At 69.2% G+C, this 14973-nt stretch carries 15 protein-coding genes and 1 pseudogene; 5 read left to right on the plus strand and 11 right to left on the minus strand.

The genetic code is table 11. The features are described 5' to 3' along the window. Positions 1–91: 91 nt before the first annotated feature. Positions 92–1063 (plus strand): zinc-binding dehydrogenase, encoded by a 972-nt coding sequence (locus AAFF41_RS23250; RefSeq protein ID WP_343324581.1) that lies wholly within the window; start codon positions 92–94, stop codon positions 1061–1063. Positions 1064–1109: 46 nt separating this feature from the next. On the opposite strand, the gene AAFF41_RS23255 is transcribed toward AAFF41_RS23250, so the two are convergent. Both AAFF41_RS23255 and AAFF41_RS23260 read right to left on the minus strand, forming a co-directional pair. After that, positions 1110–3347 carry a phosphotransferase gene (locus AAFF41_RS23255; protein WP_415925882.1) on the minus strand — a complete coding sequence of 746 codons (2238 nt, stop codon included), beginning with the start codon at positions 3345–3347 and terminating at the stop codon, positions 1110–1112. A gap of 255 nt (positions 3348–3602) precedes the next feature. Beyond that, positions 3603–4508 (minus strand): GntR family transcriptional regulator, encoded by a 906-nt coding sequence (locus AAFF41_RS23260; RefSeq protein ID WP_319748637.1) that lies wholly within the window; start codon positions 4506–4508, stop codon positions 3603–3605. Between the two features lie 194 nt (positions 4509–4702). Here AAFF41_RS23260 and AAFF41_RS23265 point away from each other — a divergent pair, with 194 nt between their 5' ends. Continuing rightward, positions 4703–4891: a hypothetical protein gene (locus tag AAFF41_RS23265; protein ID WP_143608528.1), complete on the plus strand. Its 189-nt coding sequence runs from the start codon at positions 4703–4705 to the stop codon at positions 4889–4891. Between the two features lie 52 nt (positions 4892–4943). On the opposite strand, the gene AAFF41_RS23270 is transcribed toward AAFF41_RS23265, so the two are convergent. Both AAFF41_RS23270 and AAFF41_RS23275 read right to left on the minus strand, forming a co-directional pair. Further along, entirely contained in the window at positions 4944–5681 is a 738-nt protein-coding gene (locus AAFF41_RS23270; RefSeq protein WP_319748635.1) for an HAD family hydrolase, read from the minus strand. After that, positions 5681–6562 (minus strand): GntR family transcriptional regulator, encoded by an 882-nt coding sequence (locus AAFF41_RS23275; RefSeq protein ID WP_054232405.1) that lies wholly within the window; start codon positions 6560–6562, stop codon positions 5681–5683. Before AAFF41_RS23275 ends, AAFF41_RS23270 begins: the two co-directional genes overlap by 1 nt. 215 nt (positions 6563–6777) lie before the next feature. Here AAFF41_RS23275 and AAFF41_RS23280 point away from each other — a divergent pair, with 215 nt between their 5' ends. Then, positions 6778–6966: a hypothetical protein gene (locus AAFF41_RS23280; protein ID WP_054232404.1), complete on the plus strand. Its 189-nt coding sequence runs from the start codon at positions 6778–6780 to the stop codon at positions 6964–6966. Positions 6967–6984: 18 nt separating this feature from the next. Here AAFF41_RS23280 and AAFF41_RS23285 read toward each other — a convergent pair whose 3' ends face one another. Beyond that, a complete protein-coding gene (locus AAFF41_RS23285; RefSeq protein WP_319748634.1) occupies positions 6985–7905 on the minus strand; it encodes a winged helix-turn-helix domain-containing protein in 921 nt (306 codons plus the stop codon). A 170-nt stretch (positions 7906–8075) separates the two neighbouring features. Between AAFF41_RS23285 and AAFF41_RS23290 the strand changes: the two genes are divergently transcribed. Further along, entirely contained in the window at positions 8076–8261 is a 186-nt protein-coding gene (locus AAFF41_RS23290; protein WP_054232402.1) for a hypothetical protein, read from the plus strand. Between the two features lie 215 nt (positions 8262–8476). Here the strand turns inward: AAFF41_RS23290 and AAFF41_RS23295 are convergent, their stop codons facing one another. The 3 genes and pseudogenes from AAFF41_RS23295 to AAFF41_RS23305 all read right to left on the minus strand — a co-directional run bounded on the left by AAFF41_RS23295 (position 8477) and on the right by AAFF41_RS23305 (position 12067). Next, on the minus strand, positions 8477–9769 hold the full coding sequence (locus AAFF41_RS23295) for a GNAT family N-acetyltransferase (RefSeq protein ID WP_319748633.1): 1293 nt from the start codon (positions 9767–9769) through the stop codon (positions 8477–8479). A gap of 363 nt (positions 9770–10132) precedes the next feature. Then, the gene (locus AAFF41_RS23300) at positions 10133–11110 is read right to left on the minus strand and encodes an asparaginase (RefSeq protein WP_343324582.1); all 978 of its coding nucleotides are present in this window, start codon (positions 11108–11110) and stop codon (positions 10133–10135) included. Positions 11111–11348: 238 nt separating this feature from the next. Next, positions 11349–12067: pseudogene (locus AAFF41_RS23305) on the minus strand (RsiG family protein). A 258-nt stretch (positions 12068–12325) separates the two neighbouring features. On the opposite strand from AAFF41_RS23305, the gene dtd reads away from it, so the two are divergent. Further along, positions 12326–12763 (plus strand): D-aminoacyl-tRNA deacylase, encoded by a 438-nt coding sequence (gene dtd, locus AAFF41_RS23310; RefSeq protein ID WP_343324583.1) that lies wholly within the window; start codon positions 12326–12328, stop codon positions 12761–12763. A 27-nt stretch (positions 12764–12790) separates the two neighbouring features. Here dtd and ygfZ read toward each other — a convergent pair whose 3' ends face one another. The 3 genes from ygfZ to AAFF41_RS23325 form a co-directional block, all read right to left on the minus strand. Then, positions 12791–13756: a CAF17-like 4Fe-4S cluster assembly/insertion protein YgfZ gene (gene ygfZ, locus AAFF41_RS23315; RefSeq protein ID WP_319748629.1), complete on the minus strand. Its 966-nt coding sequence runs from the start codon at positions 13754–13756 to the stop codon at positions 12791–12793. A 9-nt stretch (positions 13757–13765) separates the two neighbouring features. Further along, positions 13766–14203 carry a Fur family transcriptional regulator gene (locus AAFF41_RS23320; protein ID WP_099921901.1) on the minus strand — a complete coding sequence of 146 codons (438 nt, stop codon included), beginning with the start codon at positions 14201–14203 and terminating at the stop codon, positions 13766–13768. Positions 14204–14298: 95 nt separating this feature from the next. Further along, positions 14299–14874, minus strand: a complete 576-nt coding sequence (locus AAFF41_RS23325) for a heme-binding beta-barrel domain-containing protein (protein ID WP_097285290.1) — start codon at positions 14872–14874, stop codon at positions 14299–14301. Between the last annotated feature and the right edge of the window lie 99 nt (positions 14875–14973).

The raw sequence follows: 14973 nt of genomic DNA on the forward strand, positions 1-14973 counted from the left end.
CTCCTTGGCCCTCCTTGACCTCAACCAGGCTTCAGGTCGAAGACTGTCCGGCGTTCGGCCATGCCTGTCTTCGGCTTTGAGGAGCGTTGCGATGCGTGCGGTGCAGGTGAAGGAGTTCGGAGGCCCCGAGGTCCTGGTTCCCGTGGAACTTCCCGATCCGGCTCCGGCGCCGGGGGAGGTCGTGATCGACGTGGCGTACGCGGACACGATCTTCGTGGAGACGCAGGTGCGGGCGGGGTGGGGGCGGGAATGGTTCCAGGTGGCTCCGCCGTACGTCCCCGGGGGCGGCGTGTCCGGTGTCGTCGGTGCCGTGGGGGCGGGCGTTCCCGGCGAGTGGCTGGGGCGCCGGGTCACGTCCTATGTCACGGGCAGCTACGCGGAGCGGGCCGTGGCGGCGGTGTCGGCGCTGACGGTGGTGCCCGACGGCCTGGACCTGCGCAGCGCGGCGGCCCTGGTGCATGACGGCGTCACCGCCAACGGCCTGCTCAACCTGACCGCCGTGGGCCCCGGCGACCGCGTACTGATCCTCGGCGCCTCCGGTGGCATGGGCACGCTGCTCGTCCAACTGGCCCACGAGCGCGAGGCGCGGGTGGTCGCGGTGGCCCGCGGAGACGCCAAACTCGCCCTGGTACGGGACCTCGGGGCGGACGACGTGGTGGACGCCACCCGGGACGACTGGGTGTCCGCCGCCCGCAAGGCGCTCGGTGGGGCCGTCGAGGGGGCGGACGTCGTCCTGGACGGTGTGGGCGGCGGCCTGGGGGCCGCGGCCCTGCCCCTGACGGCAGACGGCGGCCGGTTCTCCGCCCACGGGGCGCCGTCGGGCGGCTTCTCTCGCCTCGACACGGCGGAGGCCACCCGCCGGGGGATCGAGCTCTTCGGCATCGCCGACGTCCAGTTCGGCCCCGCCGACCTGCGCCGCTTCACCTCCGACGCCTATGCCGAGGCCGCGGCGGGACGGCTGCGGCCGGTGATCGGGGAGGTGTTTCCACTCGAACGCGCGGCCCAGGCCCATGCGGCTATTGAGGGGCGGGGGTTGGTGGGGAAGGTGGTGCTGGAGGTGTGAGAGAGCGCAGCATCGAGGCCGCCGACCGCCCGCAGCCGACAACAGGTCAGGCGTCCGCGAAGTGCTCGGCTGTCCGTTGGCCCCCATGGTCTCCCCGCGGCAGCGCACGGGCGAGATAGGGGTTCGCGGTCGATTTGTCCGGGAGTCCCAGCGCTGCCGTGGCGCCGGCCAGGGTCATCGCGTAGGCGTCCACCGCACGCCGGACGTTGGGGGCGTCCAGGCTGTCGCCGGTCACGAGGCGGTCGAGGTCCACGTAGGCCGAGCGGACGACTTCCATCCAACGGTAGACACGCCAGTCCTCACGCCAGCCCTTCGTGCAGTCCTCGGGCAGCAGACGGGCCCAGCGGGAGAACAGGCGCTCACGGATCTCCGGACGCGTGGGGGTGAGGTGTATGTGGCGGACCAGGTCGTACAGCGGGTCACCGACCATAGCCATCTCCCAGTCGATGAGGGTCAGACCGCCACTCTCACGGCGCACGAGGTTCCAGGGGTTGAGGTCGCCGTGCAGGAGCACGGGGCGGCGCGGGACCAGGGTGTGGCGACCGAGGATCTCACCGAGACGGCCTCCGTTGGGGAGCCCCAGTTCTCGCATCAGGTCTCGCGTCGCCGGGGGGAGTTCGGTCACCATGCGGACCAGTTCGCCCTGAAGCTCCCGGTAGAAATTCAACCGCGCCGCTTCGGGATCCAGCGTCTCGTAGGCGACGAAGGTCAGCGCCGCGAGCTGATCCACGAGATCGTCCGCCTCGTGCGGCCGGAGTCCGTCGGTCGGGTGGTCCGGTGGGCGGAACCCGTCCGCCGGACCTTCGTAGGACTGGACGGTGAACTGCTCCCGCAGGCCGCTGGTGCCCAGGGCCAGCACTCTCGGGGCGCGTACGGAAACGTTTGACCGCTCGATGGCGCCCAGGACGGCATGCTCATTGAGGAACCTGCGCTCCCGGGCGTTCGCCGTGCCGATCTTCCGGCGAACCATGACGGGAAGGGGGTATCCCGGCACCCGTACCGCCGTATTGAGATGGGCCGTTCCCTTGAACACACGTTCCGCGGATGCGGCCCCCTCCTCGAAGAGGGCCCTGCTCACGACGGGCGCGGGAAACCGTGGATGCGGCTGGACTCGGTCGTCGGGTTCCCAGACGATCTGTGAGATCGGACCGTTCGGGTGATCCCGGCCCGCGTGGGACTCGTTCCAGCGGAAGAGAATGCGCTCGATCTCCGCCGCGTCCGGCACGCTCGCGAGCCGCAGCGGTTCCTCGGCCAGCCTCAGGGCTCGGTACACCTCCTGCGTCGCCGCTTCGAGTTCCCGCTGGTCGAAGGAGCCACGGAGCGACGTGGCGGCTCGCATCACGTCCGGGTAGACGGACTGGGCGCGCTCGAAGGCCAGGTAGTGCTTCAGGTCCCGGTCCAGCCCGTGTACGGCCTTGAGCCGCCGTCGGCCCATGACCTCACGCCATGCCTCGATCACCTCGGGCCACTGGTGGTCGGGATACTTCATGCGCACGAGGTGCGTCGCGAGGTCGTGCAGCGGATCGCCGTAGCTCGCCAGCTCCCAGTCGACGCAGATCAGGGGCGGGTCACCGTCGTACGACACGATGACGTTGTCCCGGTGCAGGTCCGTGTGGAGCAGGCTGAAGGGGCGGCTGACGAGCGCCGGCACCCGCTCCGCGAACCGCACCATCGCGTCCTCGGGGATGCCCAGCATCGCGAACAGCCCGCCGAAATCATTCCAGTTACGCCGGCGGATCTGTTCCTCAGCCGCTGATGCCAACGCCCGCAGAAAGCCTCTGCTGTCCCTGCTGGAGCGCGGCCAGGACGCCGGTAGCGCAGGGAGATGCTGCCTGCGAACCTGCGTCATGTCCGCGAGAAGATCCACCAGCGCAAGGATCAGGCTGGAGTCCACCGGCTTGCCGTTGGGGCAGATGCGCGACAGCGGCACGCCCTCGACATAGCTGAGGATGGTCACGTCACCGCGCTTGACCAGGCACCGCGGAACGTGCGGCAGCACGCGCCAGATCGTGTTGAGGATCTCCGCCTCGTCCTGCCACGTTCTGATGACCACGGGCACGACCGAGGCGATACGTTCCCGTACCGTCACCGGCGCACGGTCGTCGCACGCCACGAGACGGGAGTCGTTCTCCGTCAAGGGGCGCACCATGTAGTTCCGGTTGTGGTGACCGCGGCCGAACGACCCGAATGCCCTGGCGTAGCGCACGAAGTCCTCGTACGCCGTGTCCGCCGCACTTTCCAGAGCCGGCGGGCCGGACAGGCCGGACAGCGACGGAACACCCACGGTCACTCCTGAATAACTGTGCATTATCGCTGATGTTCATGCATGGCGATGAGGGTGAGCACACCCTAGTGCCCGCCCAGAAGTCCGGCTGAGTCCTCTACGAAATCGGTGCCTACTTGAGAAAGAGTTGTACCTCCCGGAAACACGGAGTTGTTGGAGGCCCGGTCGACTTCCCGTCGGACCGAGGGCAGCCCCAGTGCTCCCGGCCGTCGGCCCGGTGCTCCCCGCCGTCGCCTCGGGGCTCCCGCCGTCGCCTCAGGGCGCATCCGCGAGGAGACGCCAGCAGGAGTCGAACCAGGCCTGCATGCTCTCCATGAACACAGACCCGGAGGAGTCCGGATCGCCCTCGTCGTTGACGTGACGGGTCAGGGTCGATCCGAGACCGAGGACATCCGTGGCTTCGACCTCCACGCCGTCGTCCAGCAGGATGGGCCGCTCCACCACCTGATACGGGCCGAACAGCGCCTCGACGCCCGGGCGCAGATACAGCTTGAACGCCGGCGCCAATGGCACATGCCGGATCTCCACCCGCACTGACGGCACCAGACCCTCCGTCTGCAGATCGCGCAGAGCGGCACGCAACGAAATCGTATGCCGCTCGGTGATGGCACGGAGCCGGTCCTGCAATCGGCCCGATTGGTCGGGTTCCGGCTGTGCGGACTGGTCCTCACTCGACTTCTTCATGCGCGGGTAGGGAAGGTCCAGCGACTCCGAGGGCAACAGGATGCGCAGCTCGATGCGCTCGGGGGTGATCTCCTTGAGCCGGATGTGCTCGGCCTGGAGTCGGATGTGGGCGTCCAGGGACTCCGAGGTGAGGGTGAACACGTCCAGTCGTACGGTCGGCTGGGCGAATGCCCGTGCGACGAAGGTGCCCAGAGTCGCGCGCACCCGGGGCACTTCCTGTTTCGGGTTGCCCAGGTGGGTCGGGCTCTTCACAACCCGCGATCCGCTGCCCTGACGGGACTTGATCCATCCTTCGTTGTTCAGCTCTCGCAGTACACGCTGCACGGTGTCGCGGGAGACCCCGAGTTCCTCGGCCAGCTCGCGCTGCGCGGGCAAGTGGGAGTCGATCGCGTACGTGCCGTCGGCGATACGGGTTCGCAGCGTCTCCAGGATGCGCTGGAACTCCGTACCGCCTCCCTCGCCGCGTTCTCCGCTCACACCGCGACCGTACCTCGCCCGCCCCATGGGCAAACCCGCTTCCCGGCACTTGAGTGACCGGATTGGAAGGTTGGCAGGGCTGGAAGTTGACTGCCCGTTAAGGGATCAAGCAGACAGGGCACATTCCATTTGAGGTAACCAGTCCAATTGGACGACTAGTTGACGGATTCACTGAAGTGGACGGGGTGGGATACGTGATCTTCTTTCAACTGGTGGGCGTGGGACTCGAGCTCGGCGTGACGCAACTCGTGCGGATGGAGCTCGGGCTGGTGGGTCTCGTTCTGCTGACCCTCCTTCTGGTGGGGGTCCGAGCGGGACACCCACGCCTGGCCTGGTGGTCGGCGGCCCTCTTCTTCCTGCTGACCCTTCAGATCCAGACCTGACGCGGTCAGACCTGGCGCCTCCCGGCCCGGCGCCTCCAGGCTCGCCGACGATTCAGGCCGACCCCCGAAGCACCCGCAGTACCGGCTCCAGTGAACTCACCACGTCCTCGGCGCCCGCTTCGCGCAGGAGCTTCTCCTTGTAGGCGGTGCGGGCGTAGCCGAGGAAGGGGACGCCGGCCTGGCGGGCGGCCTCGTAGTCCGAGGGGGCGTCGCCGATCATCAGGGCGGCGGCGGGGGCCGCGCCCAGGGCGTTCAGGGCGCGGTTGAGGCAGTGCGGGTCCGGCTTGAGGTGGTGCAGGTCCTGGCCCCGGCCGTAGATGTTGGGGGCGAAGCAGTTGGTGAGATCCCGGCTCGCGAGGTAACCGGTGGCGGTGCGGGCCGAGTTGTTGGTCGCGATGGCCAGCCGTGCGCCGACGGCGCTCCAGGTCCGGATCAGCGGGTCCGCGTACGCGGTGGGCCAGGCGGACGGCACCGCCTTGAGTTCCTGCTGGGTGAGACGTTCCTCCAGCTCGCTCACCAGATCGCTGTGCGGATGGCGGCGGTGGACGGCGTACAGGACCACCATCGGGTCCGGGTGGACCTGTTCCTCCTCGGTGAGCAGTCCCCGCAGCCCCTGCCGCTCCAGCCACTCCACCAGGTCCTTCGCCACATCCTCCGCGGAGTGCCCCGCGAAGAGCCGACAGATCGGCCCGTCGAAGTCGAAGAGTACAAAGTGAGCGCGTTCGATCACTTCCCGCAAGTTCTCGGTCTCTGCTGCCACAGGTTCAGTCTGCGCCGTATCAGAAGTCACTAAGAGAGTGTCAGGTCCGTGGTGATGGTTTCCCAGAGGGCGTCGAACCACTTCTGGGATTGGTCCACGAACGCGGCGTCCCGCTGACCGGTCCGCTTCTCGAAGGAGAAGAGGAGGGAGTCCGAGCCGAGGGCGTCGTACATGTCCAGCGTCACGTCGGCCATCTCCTCCTCGCGCCGGGTGACCATGTAGTAGGCGATCAAAGCCTCGACGCCGTTGAGCAGGTACAGCTTGATGGGCGGGGTGAAGGGCAGGGCCCGGAACGCCACGCGTACGTCGATGCCGTGCGAGGAGCGCAGGGCGCGCAGGTTGTGCTGGAGGACGTGGACCTGGGCGTTGCGCTGGGCGAGCCAGCGTTCGTGGACCGGGTCGTCGTCACCGCGGCCGTCGACGGGGACCGGGAAGGCGAGGTTGATGTCCCGGGACGGGAGCAGGATGCGGACGTCGATCGACTCCGGGCGGATGCGGCCCTCGTGGATCAGCCGGACCGGTTCGCCGAGCGCCAGCATCAGGGTCTCGGCGGTCAGGCAGGCCGCGTCGACCCGGACGTGCGGCGCGGAGAACGCGTCGGCCAGCCGGGGAGCCAGTCCGACCATCGTCGTCTGCGGCTCGTTCCCGGCCGAGGCCGGCGGCTCCGCGATCCGCGGGGGGCTGCCCTTGCTGACGTTGCTCAGCAGTCCGTCGTCCTGGAGCGCGCGCAGGGCCTGCCGGACGGTGCCCCGCTCGACACCGAACTCCTCTGCCAACTCGGCCTGAGTTGGCAGGCGGTCGCCCGCCTTGAGGTCACCGGCTCGGATCCGATCCCGCAGGACGTCGGCGATCTCCTGGGGCGAGAGCCTTCTGCTGCCGTTCACTGCAACGTTCTCCTGGGTCACGACCAAACGCTACAACTCTCGTCCATCTACGGAGAGTTGTTTGAAAGTTGTTTATGGCTAGTAGCCAAGTGGGGACAACTTAATCAGAGTTGGTCACCAACTTAGCCAAGTTGGCGGAAGTTTTGCCTCCCCCACCCGAGTCCGTTCACCGACTCACCCGGCCTCACCCTCGCACACCCCAGAGGAACCACCACGCCACAGTAGAAGCAGGAGAACCGCCCATGCCCGCCATAGCCCTTCTCTCCGCCCTCTTCGTCGTCGGCTTCGACCAGTTCGTGCAGTGGCAGTACGGCACGACAGGCGTCATCGGCCTGCTGCTCCTCACCATCGGGATCAAGGCCAAGAGCCCCACCTGCAGCTCCATCGGCGCGGTCGTCCTCGCCCTGATGGTCGCGGGTCCTGCCCTGTGACGTGCAGGGGAGAGTCGGTCAGTTCGAGAGCAGCAGCTTCGAGCTGATGGTCTCCCACAGCGCGTTGAACCAGAGGTGGGACTGCTCCACGAACGTGGTGTCCCGCAGCCCGGCCCCCTGCGCGAAGGGGAACAGCATGGACTGAGTGCCCTGGACGTCGTACATCTCCAGGTACTCGTGGTCCACTTCCTCCTCGCGCCTGGTCAGCGTGTAGTAGGCGAAGAGCGCCTCGACCCCGTTGAGCAGGTACAACTTCACCGGCGGGGTGAAGGGGAGCGCACGGAAGGTGACGTTGACGTCGATGCCGTGCGTGGCACGCAGGGCGAGCAGGTTGTGGCGCAGCACCTGGCCCTGGGCGTTGCGGTTGGTCAGCCAACTGCGCTGGAGCCGGCCGGCCGCCGAGGCGTCGACCGGTGCGTCCACCGGCGCGGGAAAGGCGAGGTCGATGTCACTGCTGGGAAGCAGCACACGGACGTCCACCCTGGCCGGTTTTATTCGGCCCGCGTGAATTTGCCGGAGGGGTTCGCCCATGGCAAGGGTGAGCGATATCGACGTCAGGCACAGCGCGTCGATCTCCACGTGCGGGGCTTCGAAGGCGGCCGTGATCCGGCCGCCGAGTGCCACCGTGGTGGGCTGGGGTGAGGCTTCCGGGCCGGTCAGAGCCCGCCCCAGGGTGTCGGCGACGGTCGCCGGGCTCCCTTTGGACACGTTGACGAGCAGATGTTCCGACTGCAGGATGCGCAGCGCCTGCCGGACCGCCCCGCGTTCGACTCCGAACTCGTCGGCCAGCTTGGCCTGCGTGGGCATGCGCTGCCCCGGCCGCAGCTGGCCGGACCTGATCCGGCTGCGCAGCTCGTCGGCCACCTCGCGGTGTGACCTCTGTGGCCGTGGTGACCTGTTCCGTCCATTGACGGAGGCGTGTTCCGGTTCCACGACCAAACACTACAACTTCGCGCCATCTTTGGGCAGTTGCAGGATAGGTGGTTATGAGTCGACCCAACGCGGAGATAAGTATCAGTGAGTTGGTTGCCAACTTACACAACATGGTCATACTTCCCGAGGGTTGGCCGCCAGAGTCGTCCTCCCCAGGACCCCAAGGAGGGAACGTCATGCCGCTCATCGCCCTCGCCGTCGCCGCCCTCGCCATCGGATTCGAGCAACTCATCCAGTGGAAGTACGGGCCGCTGGGCATCATCGCGTTCGTCGCGCTGTCCGTCGGCCTCAAGGCCAAGAACACCACCATCAGCGGCATCGGAGCCGTCCTGCTCGTGATGCTGCTCGCCCAGTCCGGCTGATCGGACGCCACCGTCCGGCAGTCCGGCTGACCGGGCTCCCCTCCGGAGGGGAGCCGGGAGCTCGGTCAGTCCGTTCAACGCACCACCGCACCATCGAGCAACCACACAACCGCACGGCTACGGATGCAGTGCACCACCACTCACCGACAAAACCGGAAGGAGCCCCACACCAGCCTTACAGGCCGCACCGATCGGCATCGGAATCAGCATCGGAATCAGAAGATGTCCGGGCACCACGGTCGCCTGGACGTGCGGAGCAGGGCGTCGGCGACGACGGCGGCGCCCTCTCGTTCTTCGCACACCCGCCCGAGCGCGGCAAGCCGCACCGCCGACTCGTCGCCCAGCCACAGGGCCGCCAACTCGCCCACGTTCAGGGTGAGATCGGCGGTCGTCGTGGTCGGCGCGCAGGTCGCCCCGTCGGGTCCGGCCTCGAGGCGGTAGCGCCCGGCGGACAGTCCGTCCCCGTCGGTGACGTCCAGGACCAAGGTCCCGGACCCCGCGTACGTACGCGCCTCCAGAGCCCGTACTACGTCCAGGATCCGCACCCACAGCCAGTCCGCCTGGGTCGTGATGCGGGCGGCGCGCGGGTCGGGGAGGACGTGCGGGAGCAGGTCGTCGGGGGCCCGCCAGCCGGTCTTGACGTGGGCGATCCAGTCGATCGAGCAGAGGTACCGCCACAGGGCGCGTTCGGCCGCCGGGGTCACCGTGATCAGCCAGTTCACCTCCGCCGTGTTCAGCGGTTGCTTGACGTCGCCCCAGTTGTCGTCCGACTCGTACGAGACCAGGCCCTCCACCTCGCCGGTCGCCGAGCGGTACACGGCGTAGAAGGGTTCCTTCCAGGAGTCGCCGCTCAGGCTCAGTGCGCCGGTGTTGATCTGCCACCAGCGCTCGTCGCGGCTGACCGCGCCCGGCTGGGTGCGACGAAGGCGGTCGTGCAGGTCCGGGCCGAGCTTGCGTACGTCGTCGCCGTCCACCAGGTCGATACGGGCGCCGTCGGTCGGCCCGGACCAGCGGGGGTCCAGGCCCGACCTGGAGACGTCGATGGTCCACTCGGTGGCGGTGGTGGCCTGGCCGAAGCCGTACCGCCCGTAGATCGGGTACTCCGCGGCGATGAGGGTGGCGACCACGTCGCCGCGGTCCTTCGCCGCGGTGAGGTCGGTGGCCATCATGCGGGTGAGGAGGCCTCGGCGGCGGTGGGTGGGGGTGACGGAGACGTTGGTGATGGCGTCGGCGGGGACGGGGGTGCCACCGACGGTGGTGAGCTGCTGCGGGAACGATCGGAAGGTGGCGATGATGGGGGTCCCCCCGTTCGAGCGAAGTCGAGAGTGGGGGAGGCCGGTGTCGAACGCGCCGAGAGTTCGTTGCGGGAGGATGCTCGAACCGCGGTTGGTGATCTCCTGGTCCGATACGGCCGGGGAACGTAGGAACCCCGTGTTCAGCGCGCGGATCCAGGCCGGGATCTCGGTCTCGGTGATCGTTCGTACGTCGATTTCTTCGCGACGGCTCATGGGGGCACGCTAGGGCGCCGCGCAGACCCCTGTCGCACCGTTTTCGCCCCCGCCGCCCCTACCCGTCCCATCCCCGGGGCTCCGCCCCGGACCCCGTGGGCCGTCCTTTCGGCTGCGGGCGGGTGGGGGCTGGTCGCGCGGTTCCCCGCGCCCCTCGAGTGCGCTGGCGCGCATCGTCAGCCCGTCCACCGTGTGAGGACGAGACCACCCAGGCCGATGCGGGGTCCAGGGGGGATCCCCCGGTGGGGCGCAGGGGCGCAGCCCTCCGGAGGGGGGCGGCAGCCCCGCAGGGGTACAAGGGGCGGGGACCCTGGGATGGGGCGGGTAGGGGCGGCGGGGGCGAGGGACGCTTGGAGGGTGGGGCTAGAACGTCGCTCGGATTTCGCCCACCTCAATGCCTCCGCCGGTCAGGGGGGCGTGGCCGATTTTGGAGAGGATCGGGGATTGCGTGCCCAGGAGGGACAGGGCGCGGGCGAGGACGGGCCCGAGTGCGCGGGTGGCGCCGTCGTCGATCTTGAAGGCGAGGGCCCTGCCGTCGGGGAGGGCCACCGCCTGGACGGCCTCCGCGCCCATCTTGGAGAGGGCACCCGGTATCTCGCGCATGAGCCAGGTGTCGGGACGGCGCGTGCCGGCGACGTACTCGGGGTGGGCGCGCATGGCGTCGGCGACACGGCGTTCGGCGGAGCCGGGGGCGGCGAGGACGAAGGAGCGGAAGGCACGGGCGAGGCCCGTGAGGCTGATCGCCATCAGCGGCGCACCGCAGCCGTCCGTACCGACCGCCGTCACCGACTCCCCCGCCGCCTCCTCGACCACGGTGTGGATGAGCTGCTGGAGCGGATGCCCGGGGTCCAGGTAGGAGTCCAGGGGCCAGCCTCGCAGCGCGCACACCGCGAGCATCGCCGCGTGCTTGCCGGAGCAGTTCATGGTGACCCGGTCACGGACCGCGCCCCCGGCGAGATACGTCTCCGCCTCCGCCGGGTCCAGCGGCAGATCCGGCGGGCACTGCAACTGCCCGGCGTCCAGCCCGTGCTCGGCCAGCATCTTGTGGACGAGATCGCGGTGGAAGGCCTCCCCGGAGTGGCTGGCGGCGGCGAGAGCCAGCCGTTCGCCTGCCAGGTCAAGCCCCGCCCGCAGCACACCCGCCGCCTGCATCGGCTTGTTCGACGAGCGCGGGAAGACCGGCGCGGTCACCTCGCCCAGCGCCAGCTCGACCGACCCGTCCGCGGCCAGCAGCACCAGGCTGCCCCGATGCCGCCCCTCGACGAATCCCGAACGGACGACCTCGGCGAGAACAGGCGGTATGAAGGGGTCTGCGGGGACGACAGGAGCGGCGGCGGACATCGGCGGTGGCCTTCCATGACAGGGACCCGCGCGGTGATCGAACCGCGGCACCGTACGGGAGGTCCCCCGATGGCGTGTCCCCGGCCGAGCCCCACGACCGCGACCCGGGCCGTTCCCGGGCGCGGCCGCCGCGACCGCGGAACCGTACGCAGCCATGGGGCCCGGCCCCGGACGTCCCGGAGCGCCGGCGCCGCCCCAGCCGTCGCACGCTCCCCCGGGATCGCCGGGGGCCACCGCGTCACATGAGCAGGTCGTCTACTTGTGCTTCCCCATCACGGTACCTGCGGGCGATCTCGGCGCTGCAATCGTCGGCGGTGCGCTGCAGGCGCTGGCGCCGCCGGGAGACCTGCTGCTCGTAGCGCACCAGCCGTCCCATCCCCGCGCCGAGCTCGTCGTCCGTACGTGCTTCCAGGTCCGACAGCTCCACCTCGGCGAGCATGTCAGCGGCCAGCCGCCGGTACTCCTCGCCGTACGGTGTGCCCACTGTCACATGGCGGGCCGACGAACGGTGCCGGGCGGGCGCGTCCGTCAGGATCTCCGCGAGCCGGTCGACGACCGACGCCCCGCCGGAACCGGAACCCGCTCCCCTCCCCCGGCCGGCCGCAGCCCCGGACTCGTTCCCAGGCCCGAGACCAGCGGCGCTCCCGACACCGCGGAGGGCGCCCGCAGTCCCCCGCGGCGCGCCAGCTCCGCCCGCAGGATGTCGATGCGCCCCTGGAGCAGCCGCCGCACATAGCTGAGGTCGGCCTCGTCGCGCTGCGCGTCGCGCCGCAGGGTCCGCAGTTCGGGCAGCCGCAGCAGGGGCAGCTCGGGCGCGGGCGGGTCCGGGGGCAGCGGGCTGTCGGTGCGCTGCACGGGAGGACGAGGAACCCCCGAACGACCGCCTCCCGCCCGCGGACTCGTACGGGTCAACGACACAGCCCCGGGCGGCTGCTGCCCGGTACTCGGTGTGCTCATGTGCCTCTACCGTCCCCTCGACCGGCGCGGTCCACCCCACGGTTGCACCGCAACACACGCATCGTGCCACCCCAAGTGGCCGCTATGTGACCGAGTGCCCCCGATCGGCCCCAGATGGGGGGTAAGGAGCAAAAAGAAACCCCCAAAGGACCCCTCGAAAGAGGTCAGGGGATCACGCGCGAAAGCATTGAGCCCTGTGCCGCGAAGGCGTTGAGCCCCGTGCAGGGGGGCTCCTCCCCGCACGGCATGATGGTTGCCATGCGTGCGGTGGTGCAGAGGGTGGACGGCGCGAGCGTCGTCGTGAACGGGGAACACGGTCCGGAAACGGTCGGGGCGATCGACGGCGAGGGGCTGTGCGTCCTCGTCGGTGTCACGCACGACGACACCAAGGAGAAGGCGGCCCAACTCGCCCGCAAACTCTGGTCCATCCGGATGCTGACGGACGAGAAGTCGTGCTCCGACATCGACGCGCCGCTGCTCGTCATCAGCCAGTTCACCCTGTACGGCGACGCCCGCAAGGGCCGCCGCCCCACCTGGAACGCGGCCGCACCCGGCGATGTCGCCGAACCCCTCGTCGACGAGGTCGTGGCCCGACTCCGCGCGCTGGGTGCCACGGTGGCGACGGGCCGGTTCGGCGCGCAGATGCGCGTCTCGCTGACGAACGACGGCCCGTTCACCGTGCTCCTGGAGATGTGACCCAGGAGATGCGACCCGTCTGAGCCCCTACGGCTCGACCACGACCTCCTGCGCCGCCGCCGTCGTGTCCGCCAGCAGCCGCGCGTCCAGCGGCACGTTCCGCTTCACCAGGCCGAGTGCGATCGGGCCGAGCTCGTGGTGGCGTACGGAGGTGGTGATGAAGCCGATCTTCCGGCCGTCGGGGCCGTCGTCCGCGAGGCGCAGTTCGGCGCCGTGCGGCGGCAGATGGACCTCGCTGCCGTCCAGGTGCAGAAAGACGAGCCGACGCGGGGGCTTGCCCAGGTTCTGCACGCGGGCGACGGTCTCCTGGCCCCGGTAGCAGCCCTTCTGGAGGTGCACCGCGGTGTCGATCCAGCCCAGCTCGTGCGGGATCGTGCGGTGGTCGGTCTCGAAACCGAGCCGCGGGCGGTGGTGTTCGACGCGCAGCGCCTCGTAGGCCAGCAGGCCGGCCGCCGGACCGGCCTTCTCGGCGTACGACTCCAAGTCCGCACGCGGCAGGAAGAGATCACGCCCGTACGGCGTCTCGCGTACGACCACGCCTTCGGGGACCTCGGCGATCGAACCGGCCGGCAGGTGCACGACCGCGAAGTCGTCCGTGCGGTCGGCGGTCTCGACGCGGTAGAAGAACTTCATGGACTCCAGGTACGCGAGCAGCGCGTCCTGGGTGCCGGGTTCGACGTGGGCCCAGGTCGTGGTGCCGTCGTCGACGATATACAGCGCGTGCTCGATGTGGCCGTGCGCGGAGAGGATCAGCGCCTCGGTGGCGCGGCCCGCCGGGAGGTCCGCGACGTGCTGGGTGAGCAGCAGGTGCAGCCAGCTCAGCCGGTCCTCGCCGGTGACCGCGACGACGCCGCGGTGCGAGAGGTCCACGAAGCCGTTGCCGTCGGCGAGGGCGCGCTGCTCGCGGAACAGGTCGCCGTAATGGGCTGCGACCTGTTCATCCACGCCTTCGGCGGGGACGGCGCCGGGCAGGGACAGGAGAGGACTCTTCATACACCTAGCCTACGACTTGGTAGTTGAACTCTTGAGAGAACAGTCCTTGCAGCGGCCGAAGATCGCGAAGTGCTTCATGTCCGTCTCGAAGCCAAAGGTGTCCCGGAGCTTCGCGGTGAACTCCGCGGCGACCGATACGTCGGCCTCGATGACGTTCGTGCAGTCCCGGCAGACCAGGTGGATGTGGTGATGCCGGTCGGCGAGATGGTAGGTCGGCGCGCCGTGCCCGAGGTGGGCGTGACTGACCAGACCGAGCTCCTCCAGGAGCTCCAGGGTCCGGTAGACGGTGGAAATGTTGACCCCCGACGCCGTCTTCCTCACCTCGATGAGGATGTCGTCGGGGGTCGCGTGCTCCAGGGTGTCCACGGCTTCGAGGACAAGCTGGCGCTGCGGCGTCAGCCGGTAGCCGCGCTGCCTCAGGTCGCTCTTCCAGTCGGTGCTCACCACACAGGAAGTCTAGGACCATTCCGGGATGTGACGACCTGAGAAGAGCCGCCGAACCGGCCGGACCACTTCCGAACCGCTTCCTGACTGCTTGCCGGCTACTTGAAGAACGCGATTCCGTCGTCCGGCATGTCGTCCGGGAGGGCCTTGGCCCAGCGCTCGACGTCCTCCGGAGTGACGACCTTCTTCAGGTGCGCGGACATGTAGGGGCGCAGCTCGACCTCGGGGGTCTGCTTCTCACCGACCCACATGAGGTCGCTCTTCACATAGCCGTAGAGGCGCTTGCCGCCGCTGTACGGGGCGGACGCGGCGGTGCGCGCCACAGCGTCGGTGACCAGGTCGATCTGCGGCTGCTTGGCGGCCAGGTCGCCGTACCAGATCTCGACGACACCGTCGTCGCGGATCATGACGACCTCGACCTTGCGGTTGCCGTCGATGCGCCAGAAGCCCGACTCGGTCTCCAGAGGCCGGACCTTGTTCCCCTCGGCGTCGAGCACCCAGGTGCGCGAGTGGTACTCCAGGAAGTCCCGTCCGTCTTGGGTGAAGGTGACCTCCTGCCCGAAGTTGCACTTCTCGGAGCCGGGGAAGTCGTGAACGCCCGCACCGGCCCAGTCGCCGAGCAGGAAGGCAAGGGGAAGCAGGTCCTTGTGCAGGTCGGACGGGATCTCGATCATGAGCTCGGCAGTTCCTCGATGGGGGTCAGCGCTGGCCCTGGTACAGCTTCTTCACGGTCAGCCCGGCGAAGGCGAGCACGCCGACGCAGACCAGGACCA

The organism is Streptomyces mirabilis (assembly GCF_039503195.1).
Lineage (GTDB): Bacteria > Actinomycetota > Actinomycetes > Streptomycetales > Streptomycetaceae > Streptomyces > Streptomyces mirabilis_D.

Coding starts and splice junctions, on each gene's coding strand:
- AAFF41_RS23295 (WP_319748633.1), bottom strand. CDS start 9,769: ATGAGCCGTCGCGAAGAAATCGACGTACGAACGATCACCGAGACCGAG.
- AAFF41_RS23325 (WP_097285290.1), bottom strand. CDS start 14,874: ATGATCGAGATCCCGTCCGACCTGCACAAGGACCTGCTTCCCCTTGCC.
- AAFF41_RS23290 (WP_054232402.1), top strand. CDS start 8,076: ATGCCGCTCATCGCCCTCGCCGTCGCCGCCCTCGCCATCGGATTCGAG.
- AAFF41_RS23250 (WP_343324581.1), top strand. CDS start 92: ATGCGTGCGGTGCAGGTGAAGGAGTTCGGAGGCCCCGAGGTCCTGGTT.
- AAFF41_RS23280 (WP_054232404.1), top strand. CDS start 6,778: ATGCCCGCCATAGCCCTTCTCTCCGCCCTCTTCGTCGTCGGCTTCGAC.
- ygfZ (WP_319748629.1), bottom strand. CDS start 13,756: ATGAAGAGTCCTCTCCTGTCCCTGCCCGGCGCCGTCCCCGCCGAAGGC.
- AAFF41_RS23300 (WP_343324582.1), bottom strand. CDS start 11,110: ATGTCCGCCGCCGCTCCTGTCGTCCCCGCAGACCCCTTCATACCGCCT.
- dtd (WP_343324583.1), top strand. CDS start 12,326: ATGCGTGCGGTGGTGCAGAGGGTGGACGGCGCGAGCGTCGTCGTGAAC.